Here is an 18,799-nt window from a genome sequence, read left to right as displayed (position 1 = left end):
ACTCCTGGAGCAACTTCTGTTGCAGCTATGTCAGCTATAGCAACATCTAATTTAGCAGCTAAGCTACCAGCATTTGTAACTTTAACTGTTCTAGTGAATTGATCACCAGGTCTAACGTTTGAGTACCAATCAGTTGGAGCAAAATCTTCATCCCATGATTCTGTTGGTGCTTTTACCCACCATTGCTCGTCTGCTGCTGGTTCTTCGATTTCGATATCTAAGTTACCCATTGCAACTGTTAAGTTTGCATCAGTTGAAACTGCATCTGTGAAGTATGCATATGACCCTGCTCCTGTAGCTCCTACTAATAATGCACCTGCTAATAATAACCCCATTAATTTTTTGCTTTTCATCTCAAAAATCCTCCCTTTTTTTTCTATAACATTATAATTTATTATATTTAATGAATAGTTTTATTTCACTTCAAATTTTACATATTTTAACGTTTACTTGCAATTTCAATATATTATCAATTTGATTATTTTTTGCCATATATTTGTTTAAATTTTCAGTAAATTTAAAATATTGTTGATAGTTTAAAATATTTACCGTTCATTTTTTAACAATCTATTATTTATTCCCTATTTATTACATTTATTATTTTTTTTGGTTTTGTTACATTTAATTTCTATATTTTATTTTTGCTTTAACTTAATTTAATTTATCTCGCTTTTTTTGTAAATATTTTGAAAATTTTAAACTTTTGTTCTAATATTTACAGACACAGGTTTAGATTTCTCATTATTACTGTATTTAACCACAACTTTAAAGCCATAAATAGTATTAGCCATTAAACCATTGACTTCATAATTATTAACATCTTTACCTACTGTATCTATTAATTTTCCATCTTTATAAATCAAATAACCTTCTATTCCCTTTGTGCTTTCTGGTGAACTCCATGTTAAATTAATGGTATTCTTATCAGAAACAGCTTTTAAATCTCTAGCCTTACTAATTATTATTTCTTCTTCACCATTTTCAGTATATTGAGGCATTATTTCATATATTATAGGAAGTGCCCCCTCTCCATCCCATACTAATTTAATATCAGATGCTTCTAAGGCTACGTCAACCTTTAATGCTTTATATCCTTCATCAAGTCTTCCTATTGATACCCAATTTCCATCTTTGTCCTTTACCTTAACCTCTGCATTACATATACTATCACTTTCTTGGAATATATGAACTCCTGTAAGAGATTTTTCACTTCCTGGTTTATAAATTATTTCTTGTCCAGTAGTTGGGTTTACTTCTGGTTTATAAGCGGTTAAAAGATTTTTATCAATAATTTGATTTAAATCAAATCCTACTGCTGCCTTTGGATCCCCTGTTATATTTGTATTTGTTGCCTCTTCTGTATTTATTTTAAATTCAACAAATGTTGCCCAGTTATGAGAGTTTTGTACAGCAATATATCTTAAATATCTAGCATTAATATCTAATCCTCTTTTTACAACTGTCTTTTCTGAATTTGACCCTCCTATTGGATACCAAGTTGACCCATCAACAGAATATTCCATTTGTCCAAATTCCATATAATCACTTGCATGGTCTGGATGAGCCATTTCTAAAGTAATATCTCTAACATTAGTTAATTTTCCTAAATCAACCTTAACATAATCTCCCTTAGCTATAGATCTACTTGCCCAGAAGTAAGTATCACTTCTTCCATCTACCATTTTATTTATAGTATATTGGCTAGTGTAATATGGCAAATTAGTTGATGCTGTTAAAGTTCTCTTAGTTTCTAAAGTAGCCTTAAAATTATTTATTTTTATTCCATTAGCCCCTTCCTCTAAAACTAATCTTATATATTTAGCTCCATAAGGAACTTCTATACTAGCAGATGAACCATTTACATCCACTAATTTACTCCACTCTTTTCCATCTACTGAATATTCTATGCTTCCCTTTACATTTCCTTCAACATCTAAGTCAAATTTATCAAACCTTAAATATTTAGAAAGCTTAATTCCTAAATAATCTCCCTTTTTTAAATTTAATATTGATGAATTGCTATTTATTGAATAAGTCCCTGACCCCTTAACCACTTCTAAAGAATCCAATCCTGTTGCATTAGTATATATTTCTTCCTTATCAGTAGTTTGACTTTCCATATTTATGTCAAATTCATAAACCTTAAGCCAATTATTTTTTCCTTCTAAAGCCCTATATCTTAAATATCTAGCTTCTATATCAAGGCCTTCTACCTTAAATCCACTTTCTGTTTTAACATCTCCTATTGATGTCCAAGTTTCACCATCCATAGAATATTCTAATTGACCTTTTCCAATATAGTCTCCACCTGTTTTATCCATTTGAAGATATATACTAGTAATCTTTTGTGGTTTGACAAAATCTATTCCAATATAATCATTTACTTCAATAGCTCTTGCACTCCAAAAATTAGTTTCTAAATCACCATCAAGCATTTTCCCTGGAACGTAATCTTGATAAACACTAAATGATGTTATAGGATTTTTTATTAATCCACTTTCTACTTCACCAGTAATGCTTGAATTAAATAATTTATCACTTATTTTAATTGCATCTCTTATAAATGGATCTAAAACCTTTGATCCTATAGTAACTTTTACAGAAGTGTTCCACTTCATTACTCTTAAATCATCTGCTTCCTTTAAGGTCTTATTTATTTTAAGCTTATTTTTCCATACTTCATTCATATCACCCTTAATTTGTGCATCTATCATATTAATTACATCTTGACCCATTCTTCCATACATAGATAATTTAGTTAAATATGCATCTATATCACCTATGAAAAGATCATTATTTATATTTTCTCTTATATCAGCTTCAGCATTTTCTATATTTTTAAACTCATCTCTTGCACTATCTAATAAAACTGAAACATCCTCACCAGTTTGCCACTTTGTTAGTAACTCATCTAATATAGGTTTTATTTCAGTTGATTCCTTATGTCCATTAATAATTGATGATTTAGAGTGCTCAGTAAAGGTCTTTAAACCCTCATAAGCTTCTCCCCCTACTGCTTTTAAAGCATTATCCCAGGAAGTATCCTTATCATAATTATTAGTATTCCAAGCATAATCTGCAGTTGTATATAGTGTTGGCTTAGATGCTTCACTTTCATTCATAGGATTAGATGCAATACCAGCTACTAAACTATCTAATTCTAAATCTAAACCTTCTGTTGGCCCCATAAGTAGCTTATCTTGGCAATAATCATTTACAGGGAAGTTCCACCATATAAACATCTTATTTCTATTATATTTTTGTTTTGCTCTTTCCATATCATACTTAGTTATAGTTGCAGGAACAACATCGTTACCTGTCCACATAACAATTATATTTTCATCTAATTCTCTAGCCATTGTAGTAGTATAGCTTCCAGTCCAACCTAGTGTATATTCTTGAGGAACCATAACTAATGGCTTACATCCTTCTTTTACTTCTATAAATTCCTTTTGAACTCTATTTAATAATCTTGATTGACCTAATGCATCCTTATTATCTATATCGTCAAAGAATATAGAAAATGATCTAACTCCCATATTATACATTTGCTCTAGCTTAGCTATTAATAATTGATAATGCTCTTCACTACTTAAATTTATAGTGTTTCCAGGAGAAATAGCAAAGTTAAAATCAACTTCCTTCTCATTAGCCTTATCAATTAATTCTTGCATTCTATTTAATTCACTTTCTGGATATGGCTCTGACCACTTATCTCTATGATATGGATCATCCTTTGGAGCATAAATATAGGTATTCATCTTGTTTTCACCATAAAACTCCAATTGATTTAATCTATCTTCATGTGACCATGGCGCTCCATAAAATCCTTCTATAGTTCCTCTTAATTCCATAGCTGGATAATCTCTAATTTCAACTTCTGGTATACTAACCTCTTCTCCTATTTTAACTAATAACTGCTCTAAAGTTTGAACTGCATAATAAGTTCCTCTTTCATCCTTACCTGATAGGACTATATCATTAGTTTCAGCATCTTTAGCTGCTAAAACATAACCTTCATTTTCTATAGTTTCTGCTCCTTCAACTCCTAATTCAGATAACTTATTATTTATTATATCTCCATCATCTACCTCACCAATATAAATACTAGTAAGACTACTATCTGGATTATCCGAAATTACATATTCAATTCCATAGCTTTCTAATAATTCCTTTAGCTCTCTTACTGCATCCTCATCTGCTGTATCGGTACCTATTAATGTAACCTTACTTCCAATTTCAAACCCATTCCCTATTTTCTCCAAGCTTTGTGGTTTTGGACTTATTGTGTTAATCTTTACTTCCTTATCAACAGCCTTTACAACAATTACATTAGAAAACATTCCAACAGTAAATATTCCTGCAATAATAAAGCTAAAAATAGATTTTCTTTTTATCATTTTATCCTCTCCTTACTAAGTTTTACTCACTATATATCTATATTAAATCGTTTACTATTTTATTACACAAAAATAAAAAAAGTAAAAATAAAAGTGAAGAGTGAAGAATGAAAACATATCAGTTTTCACTCTTCACTCTTCACTCCATTCTAATAATCCTTATATTTTTCATGCTTTTCTTTTTCTATTTTTCTTTCTTTTAATCTCTTTTGTAAAACATAAATAAATAATACAATAGACGCTATTATAGTAGTTAAATAAAATAATCCAATTATAAGTAATACACTCATATTAAATTTCTCCTATTCAATTACTACTGCTGTACCATAAGCAACCATTTCTGCTGCTCCTGCTGCAACTGCTGAAGAAACTAATCTCATTCCAATTATAGCATTAGCACCCTTAGCTTCTGCTTCTTCTACCATTCTTCCTATTGCTATTTGTCTTGCTTCATCTAACATTTCATTATATCCTGTAAGCTCTCCCCCAACTATGTTTTTAAAGCTTGCAGTTATGTCCTTACCTATATGTTTGCTTCTTACTGTACTTCCTTTTACTAATCCCTTAACATCTGTAATAGTCTTTCCTGGAACATCATTAATAGTCAAAATTATCATTACAATCACTCCTAAATTTATTATATTTTTATATTACCATAAGGTTTTTATAATTTCAATATATAGTATATAAAAACTTGTAAAAAGATTAAATTTATTTTTAAATGCAGTTGGTTATACAACTAATCCACATTGAAAAACTAAAATAATCTCTTAATTAAAGCCTTTCTAATGTGGATTTTCATTTTATATATACTAATTATTTTCTTGTTTATTACAAAGAATAAATTAGCTTTTCCCTATTAAAGGTTAAAAAACTCTATAAATGATTTAACCGTATAATAATTATCTTTTACTGTTGCTAATTCTCTTATGGAATGCATTCCTAAAACAGGTGCTCCCATATCTATAACTGGTATAGTTAGCGCAGAAGAAGTTACTGGACCTATAGTAGTTCCACCTCTAACATCAGATCTGTTTACAAATTTTTGATATGGAACATCTGCAGACTTACATACTTCTTCAAAAATTGCTCCATTAAAGCTATCTGTGCTGTAACTTCCTGATGCAGCTATTTTTAACACTGGGCCTCCTTCTAATACTGGTCTATTAGTTGGATCATGCTTTTCTGGTGCATTAGGATGAATTGCATGAGCTAAATCTGCTGATATCATTACTGAATTAGATAATGCTCTATGAAGACCTTCTCTATCTTCCCCTAAAGCTAAAGTTATTCTTTCTAATATATTCATTAATAATACTGAATTTGCTCCTTGAGCTGTTAAGCTTCCTATTTCCTCATTGTCTATGCAAACAACAACCTTTGTTGCATTATTTTTATTGCTATTAAGTAATGCTTTTATCCCTGTGTAAACCATCCACATATCATCAAGTCTTCCTGTTGAAATTAACTCTTCATTTATTCCAACTAAACAACCTTTTTCTACTTCATATAATCCTAGCTCAAATGTTATTATATCTTCAGCCTTAACACCTAACTCTTCTGCTAATAGCTTAATTAAATAACCATCCTTTTCAAACTTGCTATTTATTAATCCTAATAAAGGAAGTGTATCTACTTGCTTATTTATGTTAAATCCTTCATTTACAGTTCTATTCATATGAATTGCTATACTTGGTATTATAAGTAGTGGTTTATTTATATTTATAAGCTTACTTTCTGGCTTTAAAGGATTTTTCCCTTTTAAAGTAACTCTTCCTGCTAATCCTAATGGTCTATCAAACCAAGTATGTAATATTGGTCCTCCATAAACTTCTGTGTTTAACTTTAAATATTTTCCCTCTGTTATCATTTCAGGATTCGGCTTAATTCTAAATCCAGGTGCATCTGTATGAGCTCCAATTAATCTAAATCCATCTTTAGCAATATCACCATTACCAACTTCAAAGGCTATAATAGCTGAATCATTTTTTATAACATAATACTTACCTTGCTTCTTTAAATTCCATTTTTCACATTCTTTTATTTCTATAAATCCAGTTGAATCTAATGTTTCCTTAACAGTTTTTACACTGTGAAAGGCTGTAGGACTCTCATATAAAAAGTCAATTAACTCTAATGCTAGTTTCTTTTGCATAATAATTCCTCCTAATTATTGTAGTAAATAATGTAAATTATAACCTTTATTGATTATATCATACTTATAATTTTCAGTCTTTTTGAAATTTTTATTATTTAATATTTTCTATTCAAAATCAGACATTATTTGGTATAATAATCTAATAGTTAATTTATAGTATATATGTTTATATATTTTGTAAAAATATTTATGAAGGAGTGATTTAATGCTTTCTAATTTTTTAGTTAAAACCTTTGTAAAAAATAGTGATAACATTAAAGATACTAAAGTAAGAAATGCTTATGGTACGTTAGGTGGAGTTATAGGAATTATAATTAACTCTCTTTTATTTTTAATTAAATTTTCAGTAGGTATGATTGTAGGCTCTATTGCAATTTCAGCTGATGCCTTTAATAATTTATCTGATGCAGCATCTTCTGTAATTACAATTGTAGGCTTTAAAATGGCTAATAAGCCAGCTGATGCTGAACATCCTTTTGGACATGGTAGAATAGAATATCTATCGGCATTAGTAGTTGCATTTATGGTTATGTTAGTAGGACTTCAATTTGTAAAATCATCAATTGAAAGAATATTAAACCCTACTACAATTACATTTGACCTTATTCCATTTATACTATTATTAGTTTCTATTGGTTTTAAGGTTTGGCTAGCTATGTTTAATAAGTTTATAGGTAATAGAATTAATTCTTCTGCATTGAAAGCAGCTGCAACAGATGCCTTAGGTGATGTATTTACATCAAGTACTGTTGTAATATCATTTTTATTAGCTAAGTTTACTGACTTCCCACTTGATGGATATATAGGTGTTATAGTTGCACTTGCAATATTATATGCAGGATTTAACCTTGTTAAAGAAACACTTAACCCTTTACTCGGTGAAGCTCCAGATCCTGAATTAGTTAGTGATATATGTGAAAAAATATTATCTTATGAACATATAACTGGTGTTCATGACTTAATAGTTCATAATTATGGACCAGGTAGAGTAATTGCTTCTATTCACGCTGAAATCCCAGCAAATATTGATATTATGGAAATCCATAATGCCATTGATAAAGCTGAAAGAGAAGTGTCTAGAGAATTAAACATACATTTAGTTGTTCATATGGATCCTATTTGTGTTATAACTGATGAAATAAAAGATGCTTGGGATTGCGTTGAAAAAATCCTTAGAAAATATCCTGAAATTAAATCAATGCATGATTTTAGAGTAGTCGGTGAAGGAGACATAAAAAATCTTATTTTTGATATTGTAGTCGATCCTACAAATATTAAAAGTAAATCTAAGGAAAATAAACTTATAGGCGAAATAACTGATTCTATTAAATCAGAACATCCACAATATAGATCTGTGATAACTATCGATTATGATTTTGTATAAAAAAAGAAAGTACATCCCTTAATGATGTACTTTCTTTTTTTTTGCTTATTTTAATTAATTTCTCTATCTAATCCATAATATATCTTTTTTTGATTGTACTTATATATATTAATTAAATTTTTTTCTGTTTTTTCAAGGGAGTTATAATACTCTAATATTTCTAATACCCCTTCATAAAATCCTAGTTGAATACTTTTTCTTATTTCATTAATTCCTTTCATAGAAAGAAATTCATCATTTCTTTCCTTTGCTTTTTGAAGTTTTTTCATTCCACCTACAAATATGCTTTTTCCATATTCCACAGGGTATCCCTTAGACTTTATATATTTAAAATGTTCTTCATATAAATTCATATCTTCATTTCTTTTATATAAAAGATACTCTAAATTTGCATATGCCTTTCCATATCCCTGTTCTATAGATTTTATATAAAATTCTATTGCTTCCTTTTCTGTTAACCCATTAATTCCTTCCTCTGAAATTTCACCTAAAAAATTAAAGGTTTTTCTTTCATCTAGCTCTAAAGTATCATCTATATATTCTTGAGCCTTTTTAATGTTTTGGCTTACTCCAAAACCTTTTAAATAGTAATATGCTAGCTTTAAATTGCCCTCGACAACATTACTTTCTCTTAAAAGCTTTGCCCCTTCAAATGCCTTTAATGGATTTTTTAATGTTCCTATGCCCTTTTCGTAAATTTCTATTATATTTATTAATGCCTCTGTGTTATAGTCTTCAGCTGCTTTTTTATACCATTTAATAGCTTCCTTAATATCTTCTTTTACATATACACCATACTTATACCAATGTCCTAGCTTTATCATTGCCTTTTCACAGCCCTTCATAGCTGCTTCTTTAAAGTATCCAAAAGCTTCTTCTTTGCTCTTATCTACTCCTATTCCATAGGCATACGCTAAACCATAGTAATAAATTGCATCAGAAATATTATTTTCAATTGCCATCTTTATATATTCTATTATTTCATCAGAATCTACTGGTCTTTCATTAAAAACATCTATTAAAAGTTCACTTGCTAATTTTTCTGCTGCATAAGGTGACCCTTCTTTATAAGATTCTCTTAAATAATTAAGCCCTACCTCTCTATCATTTTCCAAAGTTACTATTCCCAGTACATATAAAGCATTTGAATCTCTTTCCTCTGCTGCCAACCTAATATACTCTAAGGATTTTTTTATATCCTTTCTTACACCTTCCCCATTATAGTACATTAAACCGATTTTTTGAGTTGCCCTAATATCTCCACTATTATGACCCCTTAAAAAATATTCTAGTGCCTCGTCAATTTTTTCTTCATCCTCATATAGCTTTCCTATTTTGTAGTATAGCTTCTTATTTCCCTTTTCTATGCTTTTATTATAAAGTTCGTAAGCCTTTTCCTTATCTTCATCAACATGTAATCCCCAGTAATACATATCACCTAAACTTTCTAAGCAGCTTTCATCACCACGGTCAGCTCCCTTAGATAAATAAAAAAATGCCTTTTTATAATCTGTTTCAACATAATTTCCTTCTAAATAAGATTGCCCTAAAACATAGTAAGCATCTTCAAAATCATTTTCTGCTGCTTCCTCTAGCCAAAAATATGCCTTGAAAATATTTTTCTCACAACCTTGTCCATTTTTATATAAATAAGATAATGCATACTGAGCTGGAGCAAATCCTCCATCAGCTGCTCTTTTATACCAATCAAAGGAATACTTTAAATTTCTAGGCAAGATATCCCCAGCAAAATATATATAGCCTAAAGAATATTGGGAAAATGCATTTCCCTTTAAGGCTGATTTTTTGTACCAATATAACGCCTTATCTACATCCTTATCCCCACCTAGGCCCTTCTCATAAAATAATGCTAAGTATCCTTGTGCATAGTCATTTCCTTCATCAGCTGCCTTTTGAAAAAATTCTCTTGCTTTATAATAGTTTTTTTCTCCATCCTTCCCCAAATAATGTAGCTCACCTTCTACTAAATATTCTGTTCCAGGACTTTCATCTTCATCTTCTGTTTCCTCTTCACTTTCTTCTAATAACTCTTCAATACTCTCTTCATCTGTAGGCAATAATTCAATATTTTCATTTAATAGATATTTATCAAATACAGCCTTTTCTACTACATTTAACTTATCATAAAAAAGAGAATAGTCTTCTTCTCCTAAATTTATTACTAACCAAACACATAAATCATATATGCATTCGGATTGCTCTAATATGGTATCAGATTGTATAGTTGATAAATTAACAGTATTTGCACTTTCTAAAAAAGCTTCTATATCACGCATATACTCTTCTATCATATGCATCAATCCATATGGCATTGCATCTTTTTTGACTAAAAACTTCATATTTTCACATACAGATTCTTCTCCATTATAAAAAAGATTTTTTTGAAGAAATATTATTCGTACAATATCTTGAATTAATCTTATTAGAGCCTTACATGCATAATCACAGCTTTTTTCTTTTTTAACATTATCTATACATTCAAAAAAGCTTCTAAATTCTATTTTTAGAAAATCATAATTTAACCTATAATTCATATTTCCCCCAATAGCTTTTAATATTAAGATTGATATTATTATATTAGTAAGTATGTTTTCTTAGAACTTTTACTTGTATAGCCAAACTAAAATAGATTTTTATTAACAAAAAAGTAGAATGTTTTTCTACATTCTACTTTTTAATATAATATTATATTAATTTACTTAAGATAATATTGTTTCTATTAATAAAGTTACCCATTTCTTCTTCATCTAACTCTCCATTAGCTATTAAGGCTAAATCTAAAACATGGTTACATATTAACTCTATATCATCTTTTTTACTTTCATCATTAGCTATTTCTATAAGCTTTTTAATAGTATTATTTTTATTATTTATTACTAAAGTTTTTTCTTCTTTAAACATTCCTGAAATATCTGAACCTGCAAACATAGCTTGCATTTCTAACATTCTTCTTGATCCTTCAGAAATAAGTATCATTGCAGGAGTATTTTCATTTCTTAAAGATTCTATTTTAAAGTTACTTATTCTACTATCTAAGCTTCCCTTAAATAATCCCTCTATTTTTTCATTTATTTCTTTATTATCTTCCTCATTATCTTTTAATGCATCAGATATATCAGAATCTATTCTTGCAAAGTGAACCCCTTGCTCCATTCCTTCTATAAAGCTTATAAAATGATTATCTATATTTGTATTTAATATTACAGCATCTAAGTCATATTCCTTAAACATCTTAATATATTGAGATTGCTTATTTTCATCACTTACATAGAAAACCTTGTTTTCATGCTTTTCCTTAGCCTTTTCTAAGTAATCTTGAAGGGTTACATACTCTCCATTTATAGTTTTAAATACTATGCTATTTTTTATATTATCATAGAATTTTTCATCTCTTAAGCATCCATATTTAATAAATATATTTATATCCTTCCAGAAGTTATTATATTTTTCTCTTTCATTTTTAAATAAGTAGTTTAACTTATCTCCAACCTTTTTAACTATATGCCTAGATATTTTTATTACTTCCTTATCCTTTTGTAAGAAGCTTCTTGATACATTTAAAGGTAAATCTGGACAATCAATAGTTCCCTTTAAAAGAAGTAAGAATTCTGGTATAACTTCTTTTATATTATCAGCTACAAAAACTTGATTGTTATATAGCTTAACTTGACCTTCAACTAATTCAAATTCATTTTTTAATTTAGGGAAGTATAAAATTCCTTTTAAATTAAATGGATAATCTACATTTAAATGAATCCAAAATAATGGTTCATTAAAATCATTAAATACCTTTTTATAAAAATCCTTATATTCTTCATCTGTACAATCTTTAGGAGCCTTAACCCATAATGGCTTAGTTTCATTTATAGGATTTTCATCACTATCTAAATATATTTCTGTAGGTAAAAATGAACAGTATTTATTTAATACTTCTCTTACCTTATAACTTTCTAAAAATTCCTTGCTTTCTTCTGATAAATAAAGAGTTATTTTTGTTCCTCTTTCTTTTCTTTCTTCTGAATTGCTTATTTCATATTCTGTTCCACCTTCACAAACCCATTTTACAGCTTCTGCTCCTTCTTTATATGAAAGTGTATCGATTTTAACTTTATCAGCTACCATAAATGCTGAGTAAAATCCTAATCCAAAGTGACCTATTATATCGTTAGAATCTGAAGATTTTTCCTTGTATTTTTCTATAAAATCCTCTGCTCCTGAAAATGCAACTTGATTTATATATTTTTTAACTTCTTCTTCAGTCATTCCAATTCCATTATCAATAAAGCTTAATGTATTGTTTTCCTTATCTACCTCTACCTTTACCTTAAAGTCTTCATCTAAATTACCTGTAACTTCCCCTAACGAAACTAACGTTTTATACTTGCTAATAGCATCACAGCCATTGCTTACTAATTCTCTTATAAAAATATCCTTATCGGAATATAGCCATTTTTTAATAATTGGAAAAATATTTTCCGTATGAATTGAAATATTACCTTCTTCTCTCATGTATTATCCTCCTATAACTTCCCATAATTATTTTTCAAATTGATTGTATAATAGAGATTTTTCACTGTCAATTTCTATAATTCTCTAGTTTTTTTTATCTATTAATTATATTTACTATTATTTAAAATTATTAAACTAAATCTTTAATTTTTTTCAGTATAATAAGAAAAGCTATTTAATTTAAACCTTAAGCTTAAATTAAATAGCTTTATTTTTATCTAATTTTTTAATTCTGTAACAGCTTCTCTTGTAGCTATTAGCTTTTCTTCTACATCCTTAAAGTTTTCCTTTGCCATTCCTATAAACAACATATCTATTATAGCAAGCTGTGATATTCTTGAACTCATAGCTCCTTCTCTCAAGGATTTTTCTACATACGGAATGTGTAAAGTTATATCTGATATGCTCTCTAGCTTATTGTTAACAGATGCCTTAGTCATTGCTATAACTGGTATCCCTAACTTTTTAGCATTTTCTGCACATTTAATAACTTCCCTTGTTTCTCCTGAATATGAAATTGCTAATGCTACATCACCTTCTTGCATTAGTATTGATGATGTAACTTGAAGATGTGTATCTTGATGAGCTATACATCTTTTATTAATTCTGCTTAATTTATAATAAAAATCTAAACCAACTAATCCAGATACTCCTACACTAAATATATATATATTATTTGCCTTTCCAAGTAGCTCTATTGCAGCCTCTAATTCATCTTCTTTTACCAAATCTACTGTTTTCTCCATAGTTGCATCTATAGAATTTTTTATTCCATATATAATATCTCTAGTTTCTAAGTTTTTATCTATATATTCAAATCCAGAATTACTTTCTGAATTAGATAAGCTTAGAGAAATTTGTAATTTCATCTCATTTAAGCTACTAAATCCTATTTTTTTTGCAAATCTAACTACAGTAGGAGCTGATGTATTTGTTATATCTCCTATTTCTTTTGCTGATAAACTTATTATCCCTTTGTTTGTTTTTAATAGATAATCTGCTATTAACTTTTCTCTGGCTGTAAAACTTTCGTAATTTTGTTTTATATATTCTAGTACGTTCATATGCCCCTCACTCTCTTTTCCCTCTTAGATTTCTTATTTTATTATTTTAAATCTAAAACATTTTCCGTTATTTATATACTTTAATAAATTATAATCATCTTCTAAAACAGATGCAACAACATTTGTTCTTGAATCTCCTTTTTGGTTTGTTAACAATATTTGAAGCTCACCCATATACCTCTTATAATCCTTATTATCTATTGTAACATCACCATAAGCTTTATCTATAGTATTTACAGGATTTATTATATCCCCATTAAGAATTAATCTACTTTCAGCTGCTCTAACTGCATCCCTTGCTTCATCTGTTCTTGAACTATAAGTTTCATTTAATAATCTTAAGCAAACACTATCATTAGTCTTTATCATTACTCTTAATTCAACTGCATTTGGATTTAATGATGATAATTGAACTAATTCATCATAGCTTGGAAGAGAATCTCCTATAAATACTGATTCATTTCCTAATGCAAATAAATGATTTCCTGCAGTTCTTACATCTACCTCTCTATGATCCTCTAATGTTGGTAAACCATCCTTTAATGGACTTCTTTTTCTATGATTAGATTGTACAAAAGCACAAGGTGTAATTCCTCTATCCTTTAATATTTTATTTTTATCAATCATACATTCCTCTGAAATCCCTGTTCCTATTCTTGGATAAAAATTATGAAGTGCATCTACATTTTCATAATTAGGCTCACATTTATCTAGCTTTTCAAAAAACTCTCTAGTTATAGTTGATGCATTTAATTGAACTTTTACACCCTCTTTGTTTTTAGTCATTTTTGAAATTTCTTCTTCACTATATCCAAAATCTATTCTTATAGTTTTTACTCCCATTTCCTTTAATCCCTTTAAATCCATATCTTCTAAATCTAAAAATTTAAAGGTATTTGGGGATATATCACTTATTATATCCATATCATATTCTTTTGCTAACTTAAAAAATTCTCTTACTTCTTTCTTTAAAACATCATAATTAGCTTCAGGAACATGTAATGATGTAAATATTCTAGTAAAGCCTAACTTGTGCGCATCCTTTAATAATTGTATATTTTCTTCCTTTGTATTATCTAAACCAAAATAAACTGAAAATCCAAAACTCATCTTTTTTTCCTCCAATATTATATAAATTGTAGCCTATAATTATTTATATACTTAATTTAGTTATAAAAATAGTGGTAACCACACTTTTATGTAATTACCACCTTAATTATTAAATATCTATTTTATTATTCTACTGGATCTTCAAATCCTAAAGCTCTAGTAAAGAAGAACCCTGCTATATAAGCAACTACTGTTCCTATTAAGAATACTAACATTTTTCCATCTGCTATTAATAATGCTAATGGTAATCCTGATACTCCTAAAGCTACTGCTCCAACTTTGAAGAATGCCATTACAGCTCCTGCAACCCCTGCTCCTAAACAAGCTCCTAAGAAAGGTTTACCAAGTGGTAATGTAACTCCGTATATTAGAGGTTCACCAATTCCTAAGAATCCTGGAACTAGTCCATTTTTAGCTGTTTTCTTTAATCTTTCATTTTTAGTCTTTGTTAATACTGCTATAGTAGCTCCTACTTGAGCCATACCTGCTGTTGCTAAGATTGGAAGTAATACTGTAAATCCAACGTTAGCTATTAAATCTGCATGTATTGGTGTTAATGCTTGGTGCATACCAGTCATAACTAATGGTAAGAATAATGCTCCTGAAACAGCTCCTGATATTACTGAAACTATCATGTTATTTGATGCTATTGTTTGTGCAACTATTGCACCAATTGAATCTGATATAAATCCACCAACTGGTTGTAATATAAATAATGCTGCTAAAACTGAAATTGTAAGTGTTACTAATGGTGTTACAAATAAATCTAAAACATCTGGTACAAACTTTCTACATTGCTTTTCTACGAAGCAAGCTAAAAGTACAACTAGTATTACTGAAATTATTCCTCCACGTCCTGGAGTTAATGTTTTTCCAAATAAAGTTATGTTTGCTAATGCTGCTGATGAAAGTACTCCACCAAGTACCCCACCCATCATTGGCATTTGTGAACCAAATTCTTTAGCTGCATTTACACCAACTAAAACTGATAATATTGAGAATACTCCATTACCTATTAATGAAATTATTTGAGCTGCTGTAGTTGCTTTATAAGCATCTCCAAAGTAAACTCCTGCTATATTATTTACTGCTAAGACTAAACCACAAGCAACAAACAAAGGTATTAATGGAATAAATACATTTCCTAACTTTTTAAGACCATTTTTAAACTTAGTATTATTTTTTTCATTTAACTTTTCTTTAGTAGCCTTTACAGCATCTTCTCCGATAAGAACTGATTTACCTACTAATTTTTTAACTTCTTCTGTTACCTTATTTACCTTTCCTGGTCCATAAATAACTTGTAATTGCCCTTTAGCTTCTACAACACCTAAAGTTGCTTCTGCTTTTTTAATTTCTTCAATTTTTGCCTTTGAATAATCAAAAAGCTCTAATCTACAACGAGTCATACAGTTTTCTACTGACTTTATGTTTTCTTTACCGCCAACTAATTGGACTAAGTTTTTTGCAATTTCTTGGTTTGTCATAATGGTTTGCCTCCTTTATTTTATACCTAACTGTTTTTTAATGCTTCTGCTATATATCCTTTGTTTTCTTCTAATTTTACTATTGCTTCTTCTTTATTAAGTTTTGATAAAATCATAAATATTGCTAACTTAACATCGAATCCTGTTTCATCTAATTTTTCTGCCGCTACATCTGTAGTTACTCCTGTAGCTTCACAAACTATTCTCTTTGCTCTTTCAACTAATTTTTCATTTGTAGATTTTACATCTACCATTAAGTTTCCATAAACCTTACCAAGCTTTATCATAGCTCCTGTTGATAACATATTTAAAACTAGCTTTTGAGCTGTTCCTGATTTTAATCTAGTTGATCCTGTTACTACTTCTGCTCCAACAACTGGTGCAATTGATATTTTAGCAACCTTTGCAACCTCTGAATCAGCATTACATGTAACTGAAACTGTTAAAGCTCCTATTTCATTAGCATATTCTAAACCACCAATTACATATGGAGTTCTTCCTGATGCTGCTAGTCCAACAATTGTATCATTTGCAGTTATATTTTTTGCTTTTAAATCTTCAACTGCTAATTCCTTTGAATCTTCAGCACCTTCTTTAGCTCTAAATATCGCCTCTTGACCACCTGCTATAAGACCTTGTACTAATTCTTCTGAAACACCGTAAGTTGGTGGACATTCTGAAGCATCTAATATACCTAATCTTCCTGAAGTTCCTGCACCCATATAAATTAATCTTCCACCCTTATGAATACCTTCTACTATTCCATCTATAGCTTCAGCAATTTGAGGTAATTCCTTTTCTACTGCCTCTGCAACTTTTTTATCTTCATTATTTATCTTCTTTACCATTTCTAATGTTGAAACTCTATCTATATCTAAAGTATTTTGATTTCTGCTTTCTGTAGTTAACCTTCCTAAGTTTAATCTATCCATACTAACTCCTCCTATTTAACTTATAAAACTGTTGCTTTGCTACAGCTTGATTACGTTTTCATCTTATGAACCTATAATAACATCTTTGAAATTACATTTCAAGTGTTTTTTTAAAATTTGTTATTAAATTTCAAAATTATTTTATTTAGATTTTTACTCTTGTTATATAAAAACCTTGTAAATCATTATAATAACTAAGTTTACAGCTTTTTTATTTATAGTCATATTTTTTTATATTTTTATTTAAAACAACAAAAAAGCGTATGATTTTATTTCATACGCCTTAATTTTTATTTCTATTTAGTGAAATATCATTTCATTATAGAACCTTTGATAAAAAGTCTATTGTTCTAGGATTTTTAGGATTTTCAAATATTTCTTCTGGAGTTCCTTGTTCTACAATATTTCCCCCATCCATAAATAATATTCTATCTCCAACTTCCTTTGCAAATCCCATTTCATGAGTAACAACTATCATTGTCATCCCATCTTTAGCTAAAGATTTCATAACATTTAAAACTTCTCCAACCATTTCTGGATCTAAAGCTGATGTTGGTTCATCAAAAAGCATAACATCAGGTTCCATAGCTAATGCTCTTGCTATAGCTATTCTTTGCTTTTGACCTCCTGATAATGATGATGGATAAGCATCTGCCTTTTCCTTTAATCCAACCTTATCTAAAAGCTCCATAGCCTTTTTATGGGCATCATCCTTAGAAATCTTTTTAACCTTTAATGGTGATATAGTTAAGTTTTCTAAAACAGTTTTATGTGGAAATAAATTAAACTGTTGAAATACCATCCCCATTTTTTCTCTTATTTTATTTATATTTATGTTTTTGCTAGTTATACTTTCTCCTTCAAATACTATTTCTCCATCTGTAGGAGTTTCTAATAAGTTTAAACATCTTAAAAACGTACTTTTTCCTGAGCCTGAAGGTCCTATTACAACTACAACTTCACCTTTTTTAATATGCTCATTAACACCTTTTAAAACTTCATTATTTCCAAAATATTTGTGTAAATTATTAACGTGAATCACTAACCTTCAACCTCCTTTCTATATAACTCATTATTCTACCTAAAGTAAATGTTAATATGAAATAAAATACTGCTGATACCATTAATGGCTCTAATCCTAAATAAACCTTTCCTGTTACAACCTTTGCTGCAAACATTAATTCGCTTACTCCAATAACTGATGCCATTGATGATTCCTTTATTATAGTAACAAATTCATTTCCTATTGCAGGAAGTATATTTCTTATAGCTTGTGGTATTACTATTAATCTCATAGCCATAGCCTTACTCATACCTAAACTTCTTGCTGCTTCCATTTGTCCCTTATCAACTGCTTCTATACCAGCTCTTACTATTTCAGAAACATATGCTGCTGAATTAAAGGAAATAGCTACTATTGCAGATGTAAATGCTGAAAGGTCTATTCCAAAGAACATCTTAGATCCTGTATATACTATTAATATTTGTAATAGCATTGGAGTACCTCTTATTATTTCTATATAAATACTTGCTAATACGCTAAGAGGCTTAACCTTCCATATATGAAAACTTGAACTTTTCATAAAAAATAATATTGAACCAAATATAGAACCAAACAAAACTGTTATTAATGATATTAATAATGTGTATTTAACACCATTGAAAAAGTATGGTAAATATTCTGGTATGAAACTAAAATCTAATCCCACTATAAGTCCCTCCTTTAAGTTTAAT

14 protein-coding genes are annotated in these 18,799 nt (G+C 29.0%); 1 reads left to right on the top strand and 13 read right to left on the bottom strand.

The window, feature by feature from the left end:
• The 5 genes from ACRDBA_RS00850 to ACRDBA_RS00830 form a co-directional block, all read right to left on the bottom strand.
• A partial coding sequence (locus ACRDBA_RS00850; RefSeq protein ID WP_438571056.1) for a SipW-dependent-type signal peptide-containing protein occupies positions 1 to 353 on the bottom strand: 353 nt, incomplete at its 3' end.
• Between the two features lie 342 nt (positions 354 to 695).
• On the bottom strand, positions 696 to 4,400 hold the full coding sequence (locus ACRDBA_RS00845) for a beta-N-acetylglucosaminidase domain-containing protein (RefSeq protein ID WP_438571055.1): 3,705 nt from the start codon (positions 4,398 to 4,400) through the stop codon (positions 696 to 698).
• A gap of 149 nt (positions 4,401 to 4,549) precedes the next feature.
• Positions 4,550 to 4,690 carry a hypothetical protein gene (locus tag ACRDBA_RS00840; protein WP_438571054.1) on the bottom strand — a complete coding sequence of 47 codons (141 nt, stop codon included), beginning with the start codon at positions 4,688 to 4,690 and terminating at the stop codon, positions 4,550 to 4,552.
• A 12-nt stretch (positions 4,691 to 4,702) separates the two neighbouring features.
• The gene (locus tag ACRDBA_RS00835; RefSeq protein WP_438571053.1) at positions 4,703 to 5,017 is read right to left on the bottom strand and encodes a YbjQ family protein; all 315 of its coding nucleotides are present in this window, start codon (positions 5,015 to 5,017) and stop codon (positions 4,703 to 4,705) included.
• 242 nt (positions 5,018 to 5,259) lie between these two features.
• Entirely contained in the window at positions 5,260 to 6,555 is a 1,296-nt protein-coding gene (locus tag ACRDBA_RS00830; protein WP_438571052.1) for a M18 family aminopeptidase, read from the bottom strand.
• A 208-nt stretch (positions 6,556 to 6,763) separates the two neighbouring features.
• On the opposite strand from ACRDBA_RS00830, the gene ACRDBA_RS00825 reads away from it, so the two are divergent.
• Positions 6,764 to 7,942: a cation diffusion facilitator family transporter gene (locus ACRDBA_RS00825; protein WP_438571051.1), complete on the top strand. Its 1,179-nt coding sequence runs from the start codon at positions 6,764 to 6,766 to the stop codon at positions 7,940 to 7,942.
• Positions 7,943 to 7,992: 50 nt separating this feature from the next.
• On the opposite strand, the gene ACRDBA_RS00820 is transcribed toward ACRDBA_RS00825, so the two are convergent.
• From ACRDBA_RS00820 to ACRDBA_RS00785, 8 genes are all read right to left on the bottom strand, one after another.
• Positions 7,993 to 10,497 (bottom strand): tetratricopeptide repeat protein, encoded by a 2,505-nt coding sequence (locus tag ACRDBA_RS00820; RefSeq protein WP_438571050.1) that lies wholly within the window; start codon positions 10,495 to 10,497, stop codon positions 7,993 to 7,995.
• Positions 10,498 to 10,648: 151 nt separating this feature from the next.
• Positions 10,649 to 12,472, bottom strand: coding sequence for a molecular chaperone HtpG (gene htpG, locus ACRDBA_RS00815; protein ID WP_438571049.1), 1,824 nt, complete (start codon positions 12,470 to 12,472; stop codon positions 10,649 to 10,651).
• 218 nt (positions 12,473 to 12,690) lie between these two features.
• A complete protein-coding gene (locus ACRDBA_RS00810) occupies positions 12,691 to 13,536 on the bottom strand; it encodes a MurR/RpiR family transcriptional regulator (protein WP_438571048.1) in 846 nt (281 codons plus the stop codon).
• A gap of 33 nt (positions 13,537 to 13,569) precedes the next feature.
• On the bottom strand, positions 13,570 to 14,646 hold the full coding sequence (locus ACRDBA_RS00805; protein ID WP_438571047.1) for a MupG family TIM beta-alpha barrel fold protein: 1,077 nt from the start codon (positions 14,644 to 14,646) through the stop codon (positions 13,570 to 13,572).
• Between the two features lie 125 nt (positions 14,647 to 14,771).
• Positions 14,772 to 16,133 carry a PTS transporter subunit EIIC gene (locus ACRDBA_RS00800; protein ID WP_438571046.1) on the bottom strand — a complete coding sequence of 454 codons (1,362 nt, stop codon included), beginning with the start codon at positions 16,131 to 16,133 and terminating at the stop codon, positions 14,772 to 14,774.
• Between the two features lie 26 nt (positions 16,134 to 16,159).
• The gene (gene murQ, locus ACRDBA_RS00795; RefSeq protein WP_438571045.1) at positions 16,160 to 17,065 is read right to left on the bottom strand and encodes an N-acetylmuramic acid 6-phosphate etherase; all 906 of its coding nucleotides are present in this window, start codon (positions 17,063 to 17,065) and stop codon (positions 16,160 to 16,162) included.
• Between the two features lie 319 nt (positions 17,066 to 17,384).
• Positions 17,385 to 18,107: an amino acid ABC transporter ATP-binding protein gene (locus ACRDBA_RS00790; RefSeq protein ID WP_438571044.1), complete on the bottom strand. Its 723-nt coding sequence runs from the start codon at positions 18,105 to 18,107 to the stop codon at positions 17,385 to 17,387.
• Positions 18,094 to 18,777 (bottom strand): amino acid ABC transporter permease, encoded by a 684-nt coding sequence (locus ACRDBA_RS00785; RefSeq protein WP_438571057.1) that lies wholly within the window; start codon positions 18,775 to 18,777, stop codon positions 18,094 to 18,096. The genes ACRDBA_RS00790 and ACRDBA_RS00785 overlap by 14 nt, the downstream gene beginning before the upstream one ends.
• Positions 18,778 to 18,799: the final 22 nt, after the last annotated feature.

The sequence above is a fragment of the Clostridium sp. genome, from assembly GCF_051654825.1.
Taxonomy (GTDB): domain Bacteria; phylum Bacillota; class Clostridia; order Clostridiales; family Clostridiaceae; genus Clostridium.
The sequence above is the reverse complement of the archived record's forward strand: the minus strand, read 5'-3'. Positions and strand labels throughout refer to the sequence as shown.